Source organism: Marinobacter oulmenensis (assembly GCF_014201735.1).
GTDB classification, from domain to species: Bacteria; Pseudomonadota; Gammaproteobacteria; order Pseudomonadales; family Oleiphilaceae; genus Marinobacter; species Marinobacter oulmenensis.
Genome location: NZ_JACHFE010000006.1, coordinates 17,152 through 31,169 on the forward strand (window position 1 = coordinate 17,152; position 14,018 = coordinate 31,169).

Annotated in this window: 15 protein-coding genes; all 15 read left to right on the top strand. The window is 55.9% G+C overall.

Annotated elements, in window-relative coordinates; translation table 11 throughout:
• The first annotated feature begins 17 nt into the window (after positions 1 to 17).
• The 15 genes from urtC to HNR38_RS11850 all read left to right on the top strand — a co-directional run bounded on the left by urtC (position 18) and on the right by HNR38_RS11850 (position 13,851).
• Positions 18 to 1,139, top strand: coding sequence for an urea ABC transporter permease subunit UrtC (gene urtC / locus HNR38_RS11780; protein ID WP_183704966.1), 1,122 nt, complete (start codon positions 18 to 20; stop codon positions 1,137 to 1,139).
• Positions 1,136 to 1,960 carry an urea ABC transporter ATP-binding protein UrtD gene (urtD, locus tag HNR38_RS11785; protein WP_183704391.1) on the top strand — a complete coding sequence of 275 codons (825 nt, stop codon included), beginning with the start codon at positions 1,136 to 1,138 and terminating at the stop codon, positions 1,958 to 1,960. Before urtC ends, urtD begins: the two co-directional genes overlap by 4 nt.
• Positions 1,960 to 2,658, top strand: a complete 699-nt coding sequence (gene urtE / locus HNR38_RS11790) for an urea ABC transporter ATP-binding subunit UrtE (protein WP_183704393.1) — start codon at positions 1,960 to 1,962, stop codon at positions 2,656 to 2,658. Before urtD ends, urtE begins: the two co-directional genes overlap by 1 nt.
• Positions 2,655 to 3,551 carry an urease accessory protein UreD gene (locus HNR38_RS11795; protein WP_183704395.1) on the top strand — a complete coding sequence of 299 codons (897 nt, stop codon included), beginning with the start codon at positions 2,655 to 2,657 and terminating at the stop codon, positions 3,549 to 3,551. Before urtE ends, HNR38_RS11795 begins: the two co-directional genes overlap by 4 nt.
• A 16-nt stretch (positions 3,552 to 3,567) precedes the next feature.
• Positions 3,568 to 3,870, top strand: a complete 303-nt coding sequence (gene ureA, locus HNR38_RS11800) for an urease subunit gamma (RefSeq protein WP_183704397.1) — start codon at positions 3,568 to 3,570, stop codon at positions 3,868 to 3,870.
• A gap of 10 nt (positions 3,871 to 3,880) precedes the next feature.
• Positions 3,881 to 4,195, top strand: coding sequence for an urease subunit beta (locus HNR38_RS11805; RefSeq protein ID WP_183704408.1), 315 nt, complete (start codon positions 3,881 to 3,883; stop codon positions 4,193 to 4,195).
• 147 nt (positions 4,196 to 4,342) lie between these two features.
• The gene (gene ureC, locus HNR38_RS11810) at positions 4,343 to 6,046 is read left to right on the top strand and encodes an urease subunit alpha (RefSeq protein WP_183704410.1); all 1,704 of its coding nucleotides are present in this window, start codon (positions 4,343 to 4,345) and stop codon (positions 6,044 to 6,046) included.
• Between the two features lie 35 nt (positions 6,047 to 6,081).
• Positions 6,082 to 6,609 (top strand): urease accessory protein UreE, encoded by a 528-nt coding sequence (gene ureE / locus HNR38_RS11815; protein ID WP_183704412.1) that lies wholly within the window; start codon positions 6,082 to 6,084, stop codon positions 6,607 to 6,609.
• A complete protein-coding gene (locus HNR38_RS11820; protein WP_183704414.1) occupies positions 6,581 to 7,294 on the top strand; it encodes an urease accessory protein UreF in 714 nt (237 codons plus the stop codon). Before ureE ends, HNR38_RS11820 begins: the two co-directional genes overlap by 29 nt.
• A 179-nt stretch (positions 7,295 to 7,473) precedes the next feature.
• On the top strand, positions 7,474 to 8,112 hold the full coding sequence (gene ureG / locus HNR38_RS11825; protein ID WP_183704416.1) for an urease accessory protein UreG: 639 nt from the start codon (positions 7,474 to 7,476) through the stop codon (positions 8,110 to 8,112).
• Positions 8,113 to 8,154: 42 nt separating this feature from the next.
• The gene (locus tag HNR38_RS11830) at positions 8,155 to 8,730 is read left to right on the top strand and encodes a HupE/UreJ family protein (RefSeq protein WP_183704418.1); all 576 of its coding nucleotides are present in this window, start codon (positions 8,155 to 8,157) and stop codon (positions 8,728 to 8,730) included.
• A 165-nt stretch (positions 8,731 to 8,895) separates the two neighbouring features.
• Positions 8,896 to 10,005 carry a nuclease-related domain-containing protein gene (locus tag HNR38_RS11835; RefSeq protein WP_183704420.1) on the top strand — a complete coding sequence of 370 codons (1,110 nt, stop codon included), beginning with the start codon at positions 8,896 to 8,898 and terminating at the stop codon, positions 10,003 to 10,005.
• Positions 10,006 to 10,139: 134 nt separating this feature from the next.
• Positions 10,140 to 11,372 (top strand): ABC-three component system protein, encoded by a 1,233-nt coding sequence (locus HNR38_RS11840; protein ID WP_183704422.1) that lies wholly within the window; start codon positions 10,140 to 10,142, stop codon positions 11,370 to 11,372.
• The gene (locus HNR38_RS11845; protein ID WP_183704424.1) at positions 11,365 to 11,871 is read left to right on the top strand and encodes an ABC-three component system middle component 4; all 507 of its coding nucleotides are present in this window, start codon (positions 11,365 to 11,367) and stop codon (positions 11,869 to 11,871) included. The genes HNR38_RS11840 and HNR38_RS11845 overlap by 8 nt, the downstream gene beginning before the upstream one ends.
• Before the next feature lie 3 nt (positions 11,872 to 11,874).
• Positions 11,875 to 13,851 carry an AAA family ATPase gene (locus HNR38_RS11850; RefSeq protein WP_183704426.1) on the top strand — a complete coding sequence of 659 codons (1,977 nt, stop codon included), beginning with the start codon at positions 11,875 to 11,877 and terminating at the stop codon, positions 13,849 to 13,851.
• Positions 13,852 to 14,018: the final 167 nt, after the last annotated feature.

The following is a 14,018-nucleotide window of genomic DNA, read 5'->3' on the forward strand; positions in this document are numbered from 1 at the left end:
TCATGACGAGTTCCAATATGTGGCTGCTCCGGCCTTTACAGGAGCGTTCAACGCAAATCTTTCTGGGCCTGCTGACCGCTGCGGTGGTCGTGGTTACCATCCTGCACCTGGCCACACCGGAAGGCAGCGCCCTGCACGTCAGCGCCTATACGGTCACGCTGCTGGGCAAATACTTGTGCTACGCCCTGCTGGCGGTCGCGGTGGATCTGGTCTGGGGCTACCTGGGTATCCTCAGCCTCGGCCACGGTGCCTTCTTTGCCCTCGGTGGATACGCCATGGGCATGTACTTGATGCGCCAGATTGGCGACCGGGGCGTATACGGCGACCCGATCCTGCCGGATTTCATGGTGTTCCTGAACTGGCAGGAACTGCCCTGGTACTGGCATGGCTTCGACATGGCGTGGTTCGCCTTTGCCATGGTGCTTCTGGTGCCCGGCGCGCTGGCCTTCGTGTTCGGCTTCCTGGCGTTCCGTTCCCGGGTGACCGGTGTCTACCTCTCCATCATCACCCAGGCGCTGACCTTCGCCCTCATGCTGGCCTTCTTCCGCAATGAAATGGGCTTTGGCGGTAACAACGGGCTGACCGACTTCAAAGACATTCTCGGCTTTGACCTGCGCAGCGATGGCACCCGCCTCGGGCTGTTCATTGCCACCGGCATCGCCCTGGCCGTTGGCTATGTGGTGTGCCGGGGCATTGTCACCAGCAAGCTGGGCCGGGTGAGCGTGGCCTGCCGCGACGCCGAAGCCCGTACACGTTTCCTGGGTTACCGGGTGGAGCGGGTGCAGCTGTTCGTATTTGTGGTGTCCGCCATGCTGGCGGGCGTGGCAGGTGCGCTGTATGTGCCCCAGGTGGGCATCATCAACCCAAGCGAGTTCTCACCGCTGTTTTCCATTGAAATCGTTGTCTGGGTCGCCCTGGGTGGCCGGGCCACGCTTTACGGTGCCGTGATTGGCGCGGTGCTGGTCAATTACGCCAAAACCGTGTTCACCGGCGTGATGCCAGACGCCTGGCTGTTCGCCCTGGGCGCGCTGTTCGTACTGGTGACCGTGTTCCTGCCTAAAGGCATTGCCGGGCTGTTGCAGAAACGTCGCAAAGCCACGGATGACGATGGCGCCAACGCACAGGAGGTGGCCGCATGAGCGTACTGGACCAACTCACCAACCGGGACCAGGTTTTCGATTTTCTGGCTCCGGAGGCATCCCCGGTGGATGTGCGCCACGGGCCGATCCTGTACATGGAAGACGTCAGCGTGAGCTTTGACGGCTTCAAGGCCATCAACAACCTCAACCTGACCATCGATGACGGCGAACTGCGCTGCATCATCGGCCCCAACGGTGCGGGTAAAACCACCATGATGGACATCATCACCGGTAAAACCCGCCCGGATACCGGCTCGGTCTGGTTCGGCAGCCGCCACAACCTGCTGAACATGAACGAACCGGACATCGCCAGCCTGGGCATTGGCCGCAAATTCCAGAAACCCACGGTGTTTGAAGCCCTCACCGTGTTTGAAAACCTCGAACTGGCCATGGCCGCAGACAAACGCATCCTGCCCACGCTGACCGCGATCATGAAGCCCGAGTACCGGGACCAGATCGACGAAGTGCTGGAAATGATCGGCCTGCAAAGCCTGCGGGACCGCCCGGCCGGCATTCTCTCCCACGGCCAGAAACAGTGGCTGGAGATCGGCATGCTGCTGATGCAGAAGCCCCGCCTGCTGCTGGTGGACGAACCCGTCGCCGGCATGACCGAGCAGGAAATGGAACGCACTGCCGAGCTGCTCACCAGCCTGGCCGGCAAACAGTCGGTGGTGGTGGTCGAGCACGACATGGGCTTTGTGCGCTCCATCGCCCGCGAAGTCACCGTGCTGCACCAGGGCAGCGTGCTGGCCGAAGGCAGCATGGATCAGGTCTCCAATGACCCGGAAGTCATCAAGGTGTATCTCGGGGAGGAGGCCTGATGCTCAAGATTGAACAGCTCAACCACTATTACGGCGAAAGCCACACGCTCTGGGATCTGGATGTAGACGTGCCCCAGGGCCAGTGCACCTGCGTGATGGGCCGCAACGGCGTGGGCAAGACCACCCTGATGAAATGCATCATGGGCGAAGAAACCGCGAAGAGCGGCCGCATTGAATATGCCGGCGACGTGGAACTCACCAGAAAGAAAATCGAAGACCGCTCCCGCCTGGGCGTCGGCTACGTGCCCCAGGGCCGGCAGATCTTCCCGTTGCTGACGGTGGAAGAAAACCTGCGCACCGGCCTGGCCGTTCGCAAGGATGGCAGCAAGAAGATCCCCGAGCGGGTGTACGAACTCTTCCCGGTGCTCAAGGAAATGAAGCACCGGCGCGGCGGCGACCTCTCCGGTGGCCAGCAGCAGCAACTGGCCATTGGCCGGGCGCTGGTGATCGAGCCACGCCTGCTGATCCTGGACGAGCCGGGTGAGGGCATCCAGCCCAACATCGTGGCCCAGATTGGCGAAGTCATCCGCAAGCTGATCGAAGAAGACGGCCTGACCGTGTTGCTGGTGGAACAGAAGCTGCCCTTCGCCCGCAAATACGCTGACCGCTTTGCCATCATCGATCGGGGGCGCCGCGTTGCCGAAGGCGAGATAGCCGAACTCTCCGACGAACTGATCAAGAAGCACCTGACTGTATGACCGCGTATCAGCCCATTGCCGACTACGCCTCCGGGCACCGCTTCGACCAGAGCCGCCGCTGGGCGGCGTCGCTGGAGCTTGGTTTTGTTGCCCGCAACGAAGGCGATGCCGGCCGGATCTCCCGGCTGGTTCGCCGCCGCCATCACGGCCCGTTGCGGGTGCAGCGCCCGTTCTACCCCGAAGGCAGAAACGGCTGTTGTCATGTGTACCTGCTGCACCCGCCCGGCGGGCTGGTCAGCGGGGACGAACTGCGGATTGAAGCCAGTGCCGGCGAAGGCAGCCACGCCCTGCTGACCACCCCGGCGGCGGCCAAACTCTACAAAGCCGACAGCCACGGCGTGGCCTGGGGCCAGCACACTCGGCTGCACGTGGCGAAAGACGCCATCCTCGAATACCTGCCCCAGGAAACCATCGCCTTCGACGGCTCCCGGGGCCAACAGACCACCACCATCGAACTGGAAACCGGCGCCCGCACCCTGGGCTGGGAAGTCCTCGCCCTGGGCCGCCCGGCCAGCAAACTGCCGTTTGCCACCGGCGAACTGGAACAACGCTTTCACCTGAGCCTGGACGGCAACCCCCTGTGGCTGGAGCGCCAACTGCTGGACCCGAAACACCGGCGCTTCACCGGCCACTGGGGGCAGGGCGGCGCCACCGTCCAGGCCACCCTCTGGGCGGTCGGCCTGGAAGACGAAGCCAGTGCCATCGAACGGCTGCGCGAAGCACTACCGGACAACAACCGCTGGGCGGTCACCCGGCGCCGTGGCGTACTGCTGCTGCGCTACCTGGGAAGCGAACGCAACGAAGCCTGGGCCCTGTGCGAACAGGCCTGGCACCTGCTGCGCCCTATGCTCGCCGGTGTACCGGCCCACACACCCAGAATCTGGCTTACCTGAGACAACGGAGTCACCCATGGAACTGACACCCAGAGACAAAGACAAGCTGCTGCTGTTCACCGCAGCCCTGCTGGCCGAACGCCGCAAAGCCAAAGGCCTGAAGCTCAACTACCCGGAAGCCGTGGCCCTGATCAGCGCGGAAATCATGGAAGGCGCCCGGGAAGGCCGCAGCGTGGCCGAACTGATGAGCGCCGGCACCGAAGTGCTCACCCGTGAAGACGTGATGGACGGCGTGGCCGACATGGTTCACGAGGTACAGGTGGAAGCCACCTTCCCGGATGGCACCAAGCTGGTCACGGTCCACAACCCCATCGTGTAAGGAGCCCGACATGATTCCTGGCGAATTCCAGTTAAAAGACGGCGACATCGAGTTGTGTGTTGGCCGTGAACGCATCGAAATCGACGTATCCAACACCGGCGACCGGCCGGTACAGATCGGCTCCCACTACCACTTCGCCGAGGCCAACCCGGCGCTGGAGTTTGATCGAGCACGGGCCACCGGCTACCGCCTGGACGTCGCCGCCGGCACCGCGATCCGTTTTGAACCGGGCCAGACACGCTCCGTCACCCTGATTCCGTTCGCCGGCAACCGCGAGATCTACGGTTTCCGCCAGGAAGTGATGGGCAAGCTGGACAAAAACTGATGGTCGGGGGAGCGAGTGGGAGTGGCTTTCCAAAACTGTGCGGAGGCAGGGATGCCGGAGCCCAAGCGCCACAGGGATGTGCTTGAGCGTGTTTTGGAAAGCCGCTGCCACTTGCTCTTGCACCCAAGCAGATAAACGAGGGATAGCATGAAAATCAGCAGACAAGCCTACGCCGACATGTACGGCCCCACAGTAGGCGACCGGGTACGCCTGGGCGACACCGACCTGTGGATCGAAGTGGAAAAAGACCACACCCACTACGGCGACGAAGTGAAATTCGGCGGCGGCAAAGTCATCCGTGACGGCATGGGCCAGAGCCAGCGGGCAGACGCCGCCGTGATGGACACCGTCATCACCAACGCCCTGATCCTCGACTGGTGGGGCATCGTCAAAGCCGACGTAGGCCTCCAGAAAGGCCGCATCGCCGCCATCGGCAAAGCCGGCAACCCGGACACCCAGCCGGATGTCGACATCGTCGTGGGCCCCGGCACCGAAGTCATCGCCGGTGAAGGCAAAATCCTCACCGCCGGCGGCATCGATGCCCACATCCACTTCATCTGCCCGCAGCAGATCGAAGAAGCCCTGATGAGCGGCGTTACCACCATGCTTGGCGGCGGCACCGGCCCGGCCACTGGCACCAACGCCACCACCTGCACCCCCGGCCCCTGGCACATCGGCAAAATGCTCCAGGCCGTGGATTCCCTGCCGATGAACATCGGTTTTCTGGGCAAAGGCAACGCCTCCCTGCCGGAATCCCTGGAACTGCAGATCCAGGCTGGCGCCATGGGCCTGAAACTGCACGAAGACTGGGGCACCACCCCGGCCAGCATCGACAACTGCCTGACCGTGGCCGACAAATACGACGTACAGGTGGCCATCCACACCGACACCCTGAACGAATCCGGGTTTGTGGAAGACACCCTGGCCGCGTTCAAGGAACGCTGCATCCACACCTATCACACCGAAGGGGCCGGTGGCGGCCACGCGCCGGACATCATCACCGCGTGCTCCAAGGACTACGTACTGCCGTCGTCCACCAACCCCACGCGGCCCTACACCGTGAACACCATCGACGAACACCTCGACATGCTGATGGTGTGCCACCACCTGGACCCGAACATCCCCGAAGACGTCGCCTTCGCGGACTCACGCATCCGCCGTGAAACCATCGCTGCCGAAGACATCCTGCACGACATGGGCGTGATCTCCATGATCGCCTCTGACTCCCAGGCCATGGGCCGGGTGGGTGAAGTGGTGTGCCGCACCTGGCAGACCGCCCACAAAATGAAACAGCAACGCGGCCTGCTGCCGGAAGACGAGGACCTGGGCGCCGACAACCTGCGGGCCAAACGCTACATCGCCAAGTACACCATCAACCCCGCCATCACCCACGGCATCGCGCACGAAGTGGGTTCCGTGGAAGTGGGCAAGCTGGCGGACCTGGTGCTCTGGAGCCCGGCCTTCTTCGGCGTGAAGCCGGCCACCATCCTCAAGGGCGGCATGATTGCGGCTGCGCCCATGGGCGACGCCAACGCCTCCATCCCCACGCCCCAGCCGGTGCACTACCGCCCCATGTTCGGCGCCTTCGGCAAAGCCGCCAGTGCCACCCGCCTCACCTTCGTGAGCCAGGCCGCCATTGATGCCGGTGTTGGCAAAGAGCTGGGCCTGGACAGCCCGCTGTCTGCCTGCAAAGGCGTGCGGGAAGTGCGCAAGGGTGACCTGAAACTGAACGGCGAATGCCCGCACCTGACGGTGGACCCGCAAACCTATGAAGTGCACGCCGATGGCGAACTGCTCACCTGTGAGCCGGCCACCGAACTGCCACTGGCCCAGCGCTACCATCTTTTTTAACCGATACAGCACTGAGCCGGACAACGGAGAACGACATGTTTGAACTCACCAAACGCATCACCCACGTGGACGCCAGCGAAATCCACGACAACCTGGTGCTGCCGTACGAACTGCGCATCCGCGGCCGCCTGCGTACCACCTCCGAAACCGGGCTGGACGTGGGCCTGTTCCTGAACCGTGGCCCCGTACTGCGCGACGGCGACCTGCTCGAAGCCGCCACCGGCGAAGTCTTCCGTATCCGCGCCGCCGTGGAACAGGTGGTCACCGCCCGCATCGACGACGGCCTGCCGCTGGCGCGCCTGTGCTACCACCTGGGCAACCGGCACGTCACCCTTGCCATCGGCCAGGACGACGACGGCAGCTACGTACGCTTCCCGCCGGATCACGTACTGGAAGAACTGGCCGAACGCCTGGGCGCCACCGTGGTACACCACACCGCGCCGTTCGACCCGGAACCCGGCGCCTATACCCAGGCGGGCCATTCCCATAGCCACAGCCACTCCCATTCACACGACCATGATCACGGCCACAGCCATGACCACAGTCACTCACACAGCCACTGACGCCAGCGCTGCCCAGGGCGGCGACCTGGCTCTGCTGGGCCTGATGCAACTGGTCAGCCCGGCACTGCCCATCGGCGCGTTTGCCTGGTCACAAGGGTTGGAAAGCGCCTTCGAACTGGGCTGGGTGAACAACGAAGCCGAACTGGCCGAATGGATCGAAGGCGTACTGGAAGACGGCCTGAGCCGCTGCGAACTGCCCCTGCTGGTGCGCCTGCAGACGGCCTGGGCAGAGAGCGACAAACCGGCGCTGGCCCACTGGAACGACTGGCTGCACGCCACCCGGGAAACCGCCGAACTGAGTGACGAAGACACCCGCCTTGGCGCGGCACTCGTCACCCTGCTGGGCAACCTGGACCTGCTGCCGCAGCAATCGCTGATACCGCAGGAACCGGGTTACATCACCATGTTCGCCTGGGCTGCCCACAAACGGCGGGTACCGGTGCGCCAGACACTGCTCGGCTTCGCCTGGGCCTGGCTGGAAAACCAACTGGCGGTTGCCTGCAAGGCGCTGCCCCTGGGCCACACCGCCGCCCAGCGCATCACGGAAAAACTGCGGCCCCAACTGGTCGCCGCCGTGGACACCGCGCTGGCACGGGAAGACAGCGAACTCGGCCCGGTACTGCCCGGCCTGGCGCTGGGCAGCGCGTTGCATGAAACACAGTATTCACGGCTTTTCAGGAGTTGAGAGGCCACACCGATGACGGGGGAGGCGAGCGGCAAGGGCGGTTTGAAAATGTGCGGAGCCAGGGATGGCGGAGCCCAAGCGCACAGGGATGTGCTTGAAGCGTTTTTCAAACCGCCCTTGCTGCTTGCCGACCTCCAAAGGATTTAAAAGTTCAGAGAAGTATTAAGAGGAGAAACACCATGACACATTGCCTGAGAGTAGGCGTCGGCGGCCCGGTGGGGTCTGGCAAAACCGCCTTGCTGCGCCAGTTGTGCAAAGCCCTGCGGGAGCACTACGACATCGCCGTGGTCACCAACGACATCTACACACGGGAAGACGCCGACTTCCTCCTGCGCCACGAAGCGCTGGAAGCCGACCGCATCCTGGGCGTGGAAACCGGCGGCTGCCCCCATACCGCCATCCGCGAGGACGCCTCCATGAACCTCGCCGCCATCGACGATCTGCAAAGCCGCCACCCGAACCTCGAACTGGTCCTGGTGGAATCCGGCGGTGACAACCTCTCCGCCACCTTCAGCCCGGAACTGAGCGACCTCACCCTGTACGTGATCGACGTCTCCGCCGGCGACAAGATTCCCCGCAAGGGCGGCCCCGGCATCACCAAATCGGACCTGCTGATCATCAACAAAATCGACATCGCCGACCAGGTACACGCCTCACTCGACGTGATGGAGCGGGACAGCAAGAAAATGCGGGGCGAGCGCCCGTTCGTGTTCACCAACCTGTACGACGGAGTAGGGCTGGAGGAAATCATCTCCTTCATCCTTGAACGCGGCATGCTGCCCGAGCGCCGGCCCGGCAAACAGGCCACCACCGCCTGAGCGACCGAACCAGAACGCATTGAGAACCACCAGGAGAAGACCATGAAACTGACATCCAAACTGCTTACCACCGCCGCCCTGCTGGCCACCTCCACCGCCGCCATGGCTCACACCGGCCACGGCACCGGCGGCTTCACCAGCGGCCTGCTGCACCCCATGTTCGGCCTGGACCACCTGCTGGCCATGGCCGCCATCGGCTTCTGGAGCGTGCGCCAAAGCAAAACCATGAAAAACGCCACACCGGCCTTCGTAATCGGCGGCATGATCCTCGGCGCCGCACTCGCCTGGGGCGGCCTGAGCCTGCCGGGCGTTGAAACCGGCATCACCTTCTCGGTACTGGTCGCCGGCATCCTCATCGCCACCCTGGCAAAACTGCCCACCGCCGTCGGCGGCACCCTGGTCGGCGCCTTCATGCTGTTCCACGGCTTCGCACACGGCGCCGAAATGCCCGAAGGCAGCACCCTGGCCGCTTACCTCACCGGCTTCTCCATCGCCACTCTCGCCATCACCCTCGTAGGCCGTGGCCTGGGCGCCCTGATGCTGAAAGCAGACAGCCGCTTCAGCCGTGGCATCGGTGCAGTGCTGGCGGCAGCCGGAGCGTATCTGGCTGCTGCCTGATACCCGAAAACTGACCGCAGAAAACCAAAAAGCCGCCCGGGCAACCGGGCGGCTTTTTCTGTATCTGGTTTACTAAAATTTACGTCCACCGGGTAGGCAGTATGCTCAAGATTAGGCTAGTGTGTAGCTATAAGTAACGGATACACCCGCTGTTAAGGATGACGGATGGACTTCTCCCCGCTTTTTCAGCCTCTGTTGGGCGCCCTTTGGTATCTGATTCCACTGTTCGTTCTGGCAGCGGTGATCAAGTCGCCTTGGTTCAAAGGGCAAGTTGGGGAGGCCATCGTAAACCTGTCGGCGCACTTCCTCCTCGACCGCAAGACCTATCACCTTATTCGCAATGTCACTCTGCCCACTGAGGACGGGACCACCCAGATTGATCATTTGATTGTGTCTCCGTATGGGGTGTTTGTGGTGGAGACCAAGAATATGAAGGGGTGGATCTTTGGTGGGGCGAAGCAGCGGTATTGGACCCAGAAGATTTTCCGGCATTCTCAGAAATTCCAGAACCCGTTGCACCAGAACTACAAACACCTCAAAACCGTCCAGAGCCGCTTGGGGCTGACTGACGATCAGATCTGTTCGTTGGTGGTGTTTGTTGGCGACAGCACGTTCAAGACGCCCATGCCAGACAACGTCACCCAGGGGCTTGGGTTCATTCGGTTTATCAAATCCCACACCAGCGTTGTTCTCACCACCGTGCAGGTTCAAACCCTGGTTGAAGAGATTGCACTTGGGCGGCTAAAGCCTACCTGGCGGACACATCGGGAGCATGTGAAGCATGTTCAAGGGATTGTTGAGCAAAAGCAGGGTGAGGCTGGCTTGGCGGCTGACTGGGAGGACTCCCCCTTTGGGCAAAGACGGCAGCGGCGCGATGGATGGCTGGTAAAGCCGTTATTCGTTATCTGTGTACTGGCGTTGTCCGCTTTTTACTGGACGAGTACGGATAAGCCAGAAAACAGCGAGGCGGCCCGAAGTGTTCAGATTGCTCAGGCCAAGGCGCGTGAGCAGCAGTTGGCGCTGGAGAGGAAGCAGGAGGCTCGGCAGGAAGCTTTAAGAATCGAGCGGGAGGCTGCGGAGCGGGTTCGTCTAGCGCGGTTGGAGCGTGAACGGGAGCAGGCGTTTGAGAGGGCATTTGTTGAGAGCTATGTCGCGCCGGAGGGGTGTGATAACTGGCGGTCAGATCGGCATATGGTTGAGTGTGTTAATTATCGGATGCGGGCTAAGGTCGGGTTTCGTGGGGAGTACTTTGGAAACCGCTATAGCGATTTATAAGAATAGGCATGAGAAGAACAATGACTGTGTCATTTTTTCGACAATCGATTAGAATTAATCAATGATATAGAGCGAGAAGAATGCCGGTGTGTTGTGAAAATGAAAGCTAATTATATAAATAAGAGCAGTTTCTAATGATAGAGTTTGTCTCACAAAGCAATAAAACCAATCTGATTCTGTTCGTGCATGGATTCTGTGGTGGCCGAGAAACGTGGAGTCAGAGCAACTCGGCGTCATTTCCTGAGCTGTTTCGTGACGATACTGAGATATCCGAAAGATTCGACGTGGCATATTTTTCGTATTTCACTAAGTTGCTAAATCTTTTTGCAAAGGCAGGAATGGCGCAAACGCTCATGAAGCGTATTTTTGGTTCTTCGCATGGGAAGCTGGCTAAAAATGTCAGTATTGAGGAAATCGGTAATCTTTTGCGAACGGAAATAAGGTTTAGGCTTCAGCAATACGAAAATATTGTTGTAGTTGCTCATAGCATGGGTGGTTTGGTTACGAAGAGTGCGATAATTAGTGATATAGAGGAAAAGATCCCTTCTAGAATTAAGCTGTTTATATCTTTAGCCGTTCCTCATCAGGGTGCTGACGCTGCAACTTTTGGAAAGTTATTTAGTGATAACTTGCAAATCGAAGAGCTTTCCCCTCTAAATGAGTTTATCCATAAAGTTAATGATGAATGGCTAAGGTCCAACATAAGACCGACTACCAAGTACTTTTATGGAGTACACGACACGGTTGTAAAAAAAACAAGCGCTGTGCCGATAGATAAAGAAAAATCGGATGCAATATCGCTTGATGAAGATCACACTAGTATTACAAAGCCGGAAGATAAAAGTGCCACAACATTTATTGCGGTGAGGCACTCGGTGCTTGATTTTGACGCCGAAGATCTTGGGGTATTAGACCCTGTGATAAAAAAACTAGAAGATGAATCTGAGTTTGACGATGAGTTATTCGTCTTAAAGTTGATCTCGGCTGATATACACAAGGTCTCAATAAGAGAAGCTAAAGAAGCGTTCCTGAATGCTGAATATATAAGAAAGTTCTTCAGGGGCGAAGCCGATCAAAAGCGTTTAGCTGAACTTTATTCGAAGATACGAAAGATATATCAAAACAGTTACACTAAGTATCTGCATGACGGAATACCGAATTCCGGACTTCTACTATCTGATGTGCATGATAATATAATAAAACAGGATAAGGGATTTCTTGAATCGTTCCTTTTGTTTTTAAACGCCATCCATAAACAGGGGATGCTGCATCAATTAGCTAACGAAGAAAATGAGGATATTTGGTGGGTGAAGGATGGTTCCATAGAGTCCCTTCGTGACTTATTGAAGGCGAGAAGAGATGAATAAGCTTCCATATGTCCAGCCAGAGCGGGAAGTTTTTTACTGTTTAGGCATTCTTCTTTTAGTAATTTCTGCCCTTGCAGAAACGAAAAAGGGGAAAAAGGTTTTGACTATCGATAAATTGCAATCGTTCTACTTTTTGGCTAGTAGGCCGGACTTTTTGAATAGCGTTCTTGTTCTGGCTGGAAAGACTAGTCTCGCCATAGATGAGGTTGACTATTATACAGTAGAGACGATTTCGCTAAATATAGATGAGCTTTTCGATCGACAGCGCATTTTGCAAATGATAAAAATTCTTTCGTCCAAAGATTATATGGACGCAGGCTACTCAAAAACAGATGGTTACTTTTTTAACTTAACTTATGAAGGTCATATTGCGGCTAGTAAGCTAGAGGGAAGTTATTTTGAAAAGGTTCGAGGTTTTATAGAAAGGATTTCTGCATTCCAGTCTTATTCGCCAAATAAAATTAATGGCTATATAAAGTCAGTTTTAGTTAGGGGTTAAAAAGTGGATCTCTCGTCAGGGTTGCTTCTAAAAAATTTGATTTTAAATGGGCATCGAAAAGATTATTGGGTTCCCTTCCATCCTGGTGTCAACATAATATACGGCGATGCCGATACAGGTAAGTCTAGCATCCTTAGACTGGTGTACTACCTGCTCGGTGGGAAGCAAATAAAGCTGGATAAAGAAATAACGTCGTCTGTGAAGTGCGCAGTCTTAGAAATTAGTATCAATGGCAATCCATACTGCATTAGTAGGGATATTTTTAATTCCGGACGAGACGTTGACGTGTACTCATGTGCGTACTCCGATATATCGAGGTCTTTCCCCGATAAATATAAATCCAGCGTTTCTCAGTCTGACGAAGAAAACAAAAGCCTCTCCGAATTTCTTATTGAAGCATTGGGTTTTCCTGCGGTAATGCTAAAGCAGGCACCTTCAAAAGATTCGTCTGATGTTGCTAGGCTCAGTTTTCTAGACTTATTTAAGTTTATGTACCTCGATCAGGATGATGTCGGCAGTACGAAAATGTTAAATATTGGAAATCCTGTTGTTGAAGTGAAGAATCGGGAGGTTTTTAAGTATATTTTTAATGTACTTGACTCTGGGATTTCTGAGTTAGAGGCAGATATAGCAAATAAGTCAAAAGAAAAGACAGATCTTTCTAACCAGTACTCGGTAATAAGTCGATTTTTGAATGATACCGACTTCAAAAGCTTGGATGATTTAGATCGAGATTTAAATAACGTCGACGAGGCGAGAAAGGGGCTTGAAAAATTACTTTTAGATTTAAATTCAAGAATCACAAGCGATAATCAATTATATGATAGTTTAAGCGATGCTTTAAACACCATCAATTTGAAAATTACTGAGAATGAGCAGGCTAAAAATGAGGCTTTGCGTAATATTGATAGGTTCGCTAGGCTTTCCAACGATTACGAGAACGATATCAATAAGATTGATGCTGGGTTGTCTGCAAAACAGGTTGTTGGAGCAGAGATTGAAGAAACTACGAGTTGCCCAGTTTGTGAAACGGTTGTTGAAATTAGTGAGATATCGAAAAAGTTTGATATGTCTAGCGAGACACGACTAAAAAGCGAGAAAACATCAATTAAAAGGAGGTTGAAAGACCTTAAAGGCTTAATTGATGAAAATATAAACTCGTTGGATGCTGCGAATTCTACGCTTGATGAATTGTATGCTGAGCGAAATAAGGCAAGGAGGATGATCGATGAGGAACTGGCTAAATCTGTATCGCCTTACTTAGCGGAGCGGGACGCAATTGTCGAGGAATTGGCTCAGCTAGATGAGCGTAGAGAAAAGTTAGTGCACTTTCTTCGTGTTCGTAATAAGCAGGAATTGGTGGCGGATCAGGCGAGTCGTTTAGAAGCAACTATTATAAAGCTTAAAAAGAGCCTAAGCGAACTCAAGGATAACGCTCCATCACTTGAGGAAGTGCTTAAGGATCTAAGCACAGATATAGATAAGTTTATCCGGAAAGTTAAAATTAATAATCATGTTGGCGTGGGAATAGATGGTAAAACATTTTTGCCAAGGGTTCGGGATACCGAATATCGAAGTATTAATTCGGGTGGACTAAGGACCGTGGCATCTATAGGTTATCTTGCAACGATTTTGAGGCAAAAGTTGCGCAAGGAAACAAATATTCCCGGCTTGCTGATGATTGATACAGTTGGTAAGTTTCTTGGAAAAACTCCTGAAGATTCCGAAGGTTCCTTTGAAGGGGATTCGAGTGATGTTGAAGGTGTGGCGGATCCTGAAAAGTACAAAAATCTTTTTGATGCCTTGATTGATATTGCAGAAGAGTTTGACGCCGAGGGCAAGCTTTGTCAGATCATTCTTGTAGATAATGACATTCCACCTAGTGTGGCTTATGAAAATGTAGGGTTTGAAGTAGCTCATTACAGGTCTAATGGAGTGAATGATCTTCCGGTTGGGCTAATTGATGATTGGAAAAATTAGGCCAAAGCATTAAGGACAGGCACTGCCAGCGGGAAAACCGGGACAGATTTATTTTTACGGCTTGTTTAAAGGTTCAGGGCTAGTCTGAGCCACTATTAGTTTTCTTCTCGCGTCGGTTATATTGGTTGCCGGCCTACAGAACGGATTCTGTGGTTTAAAAGCAAGGA

Bases quoted from the DNA above. Each gene is read 5' to 3' on its own strand.
- urtC (WP_183704966.1), top strand. From the start codon at position 18: ATGTGGCTGCTCCGGCCTTTACAGGAGCGTTCAACGCAAATCTTTCTG.
- urtD (WP_183704391.1), top strand. From the start codon at position 1,136: ATGAGCGTACTGGACCAACTCACCAACCGGGACCAGGTTTTCGATTTT.
- urtE (WP_183704393.1), top strand. From the start codon at position 1,960: ATGCTCAAGATTGAACAGCTCAACCACTATTACGGCGAAAGCCACACG.
- HNR38_RS11795 (WP_183704395.1), top strand. From the start codon at position 2,655: ATGACCGCGTATCAGCCCATTGCCGACTACGCCTCCGGGCACCGCTTC.
- ureA (WP_183704397.1), top strand. From the start codon at position 3,568: ATGGAACTGACACCCAGAGACAAAGACAAGCTGCTGCTGTTCACCGCA.
- HNR38_RS11805 (WP_183704408.1), top strand. From the start codon at position 3,881: ATGATTCCTGGCGAATTCCAGTTAAAAGACGGCGACATCGAGTTGTGT.
- ureC (WP_183704410.1), top strand. From the start codon at position 4,343: ATGAAAATCAGCAGACAAGCCTACGCCGACATGTACGGCCCCACAGTA.
- ureE (WP_183704412.1), top strand. From the start codon at position 6,082: ATGTTTGAACTCACCAAACGCATCACCCACGTGGACGCCAGCGAAATC.
- HNR38_RS11820 (WP_183704414.1), top strand. From the start codon at position 6,581: ATGACCACAGTCACTCACACAGCCACTGACGCCAGCGCTGCCCAGGGC.
- ureG (WP_183704416.1), top strand. From the start codon at position 7,474: ATGACACATTGCCTGAGAGTAGGCGTCGGCGGCCCGGTGGGGTCTGGC.
- HNR38_RS11830 (WP_183704418.1), top strand. From the start codon at position 8,155: ATGAAACTGACATCCAAACTGCTTACCACCGCCGCCCTGCTGGCCACC.
- HNR38_RS11835 (WP_183704420.1), top strand. From the start codon at position 8,896: ATGGACTTCTCCCCGCTTTTTCAGCCTCTGTTGGGCGCCCTTTGGTAT.
- HNR38_RS11840 (WP_183704422.1), top strand. From the start codon at position 10,140: ATGATAGAGTTTGTCTCACAAAGCAATAAAACCAATCTGATTCTGTTC.
- HNR38_RS11845 (WP_183704424.1), top strand. From the start codon at position 11,365: ATGAATAAGCTTCCATATGTCCAGCCAGAGCGGGAAGTTTTTTACTGT.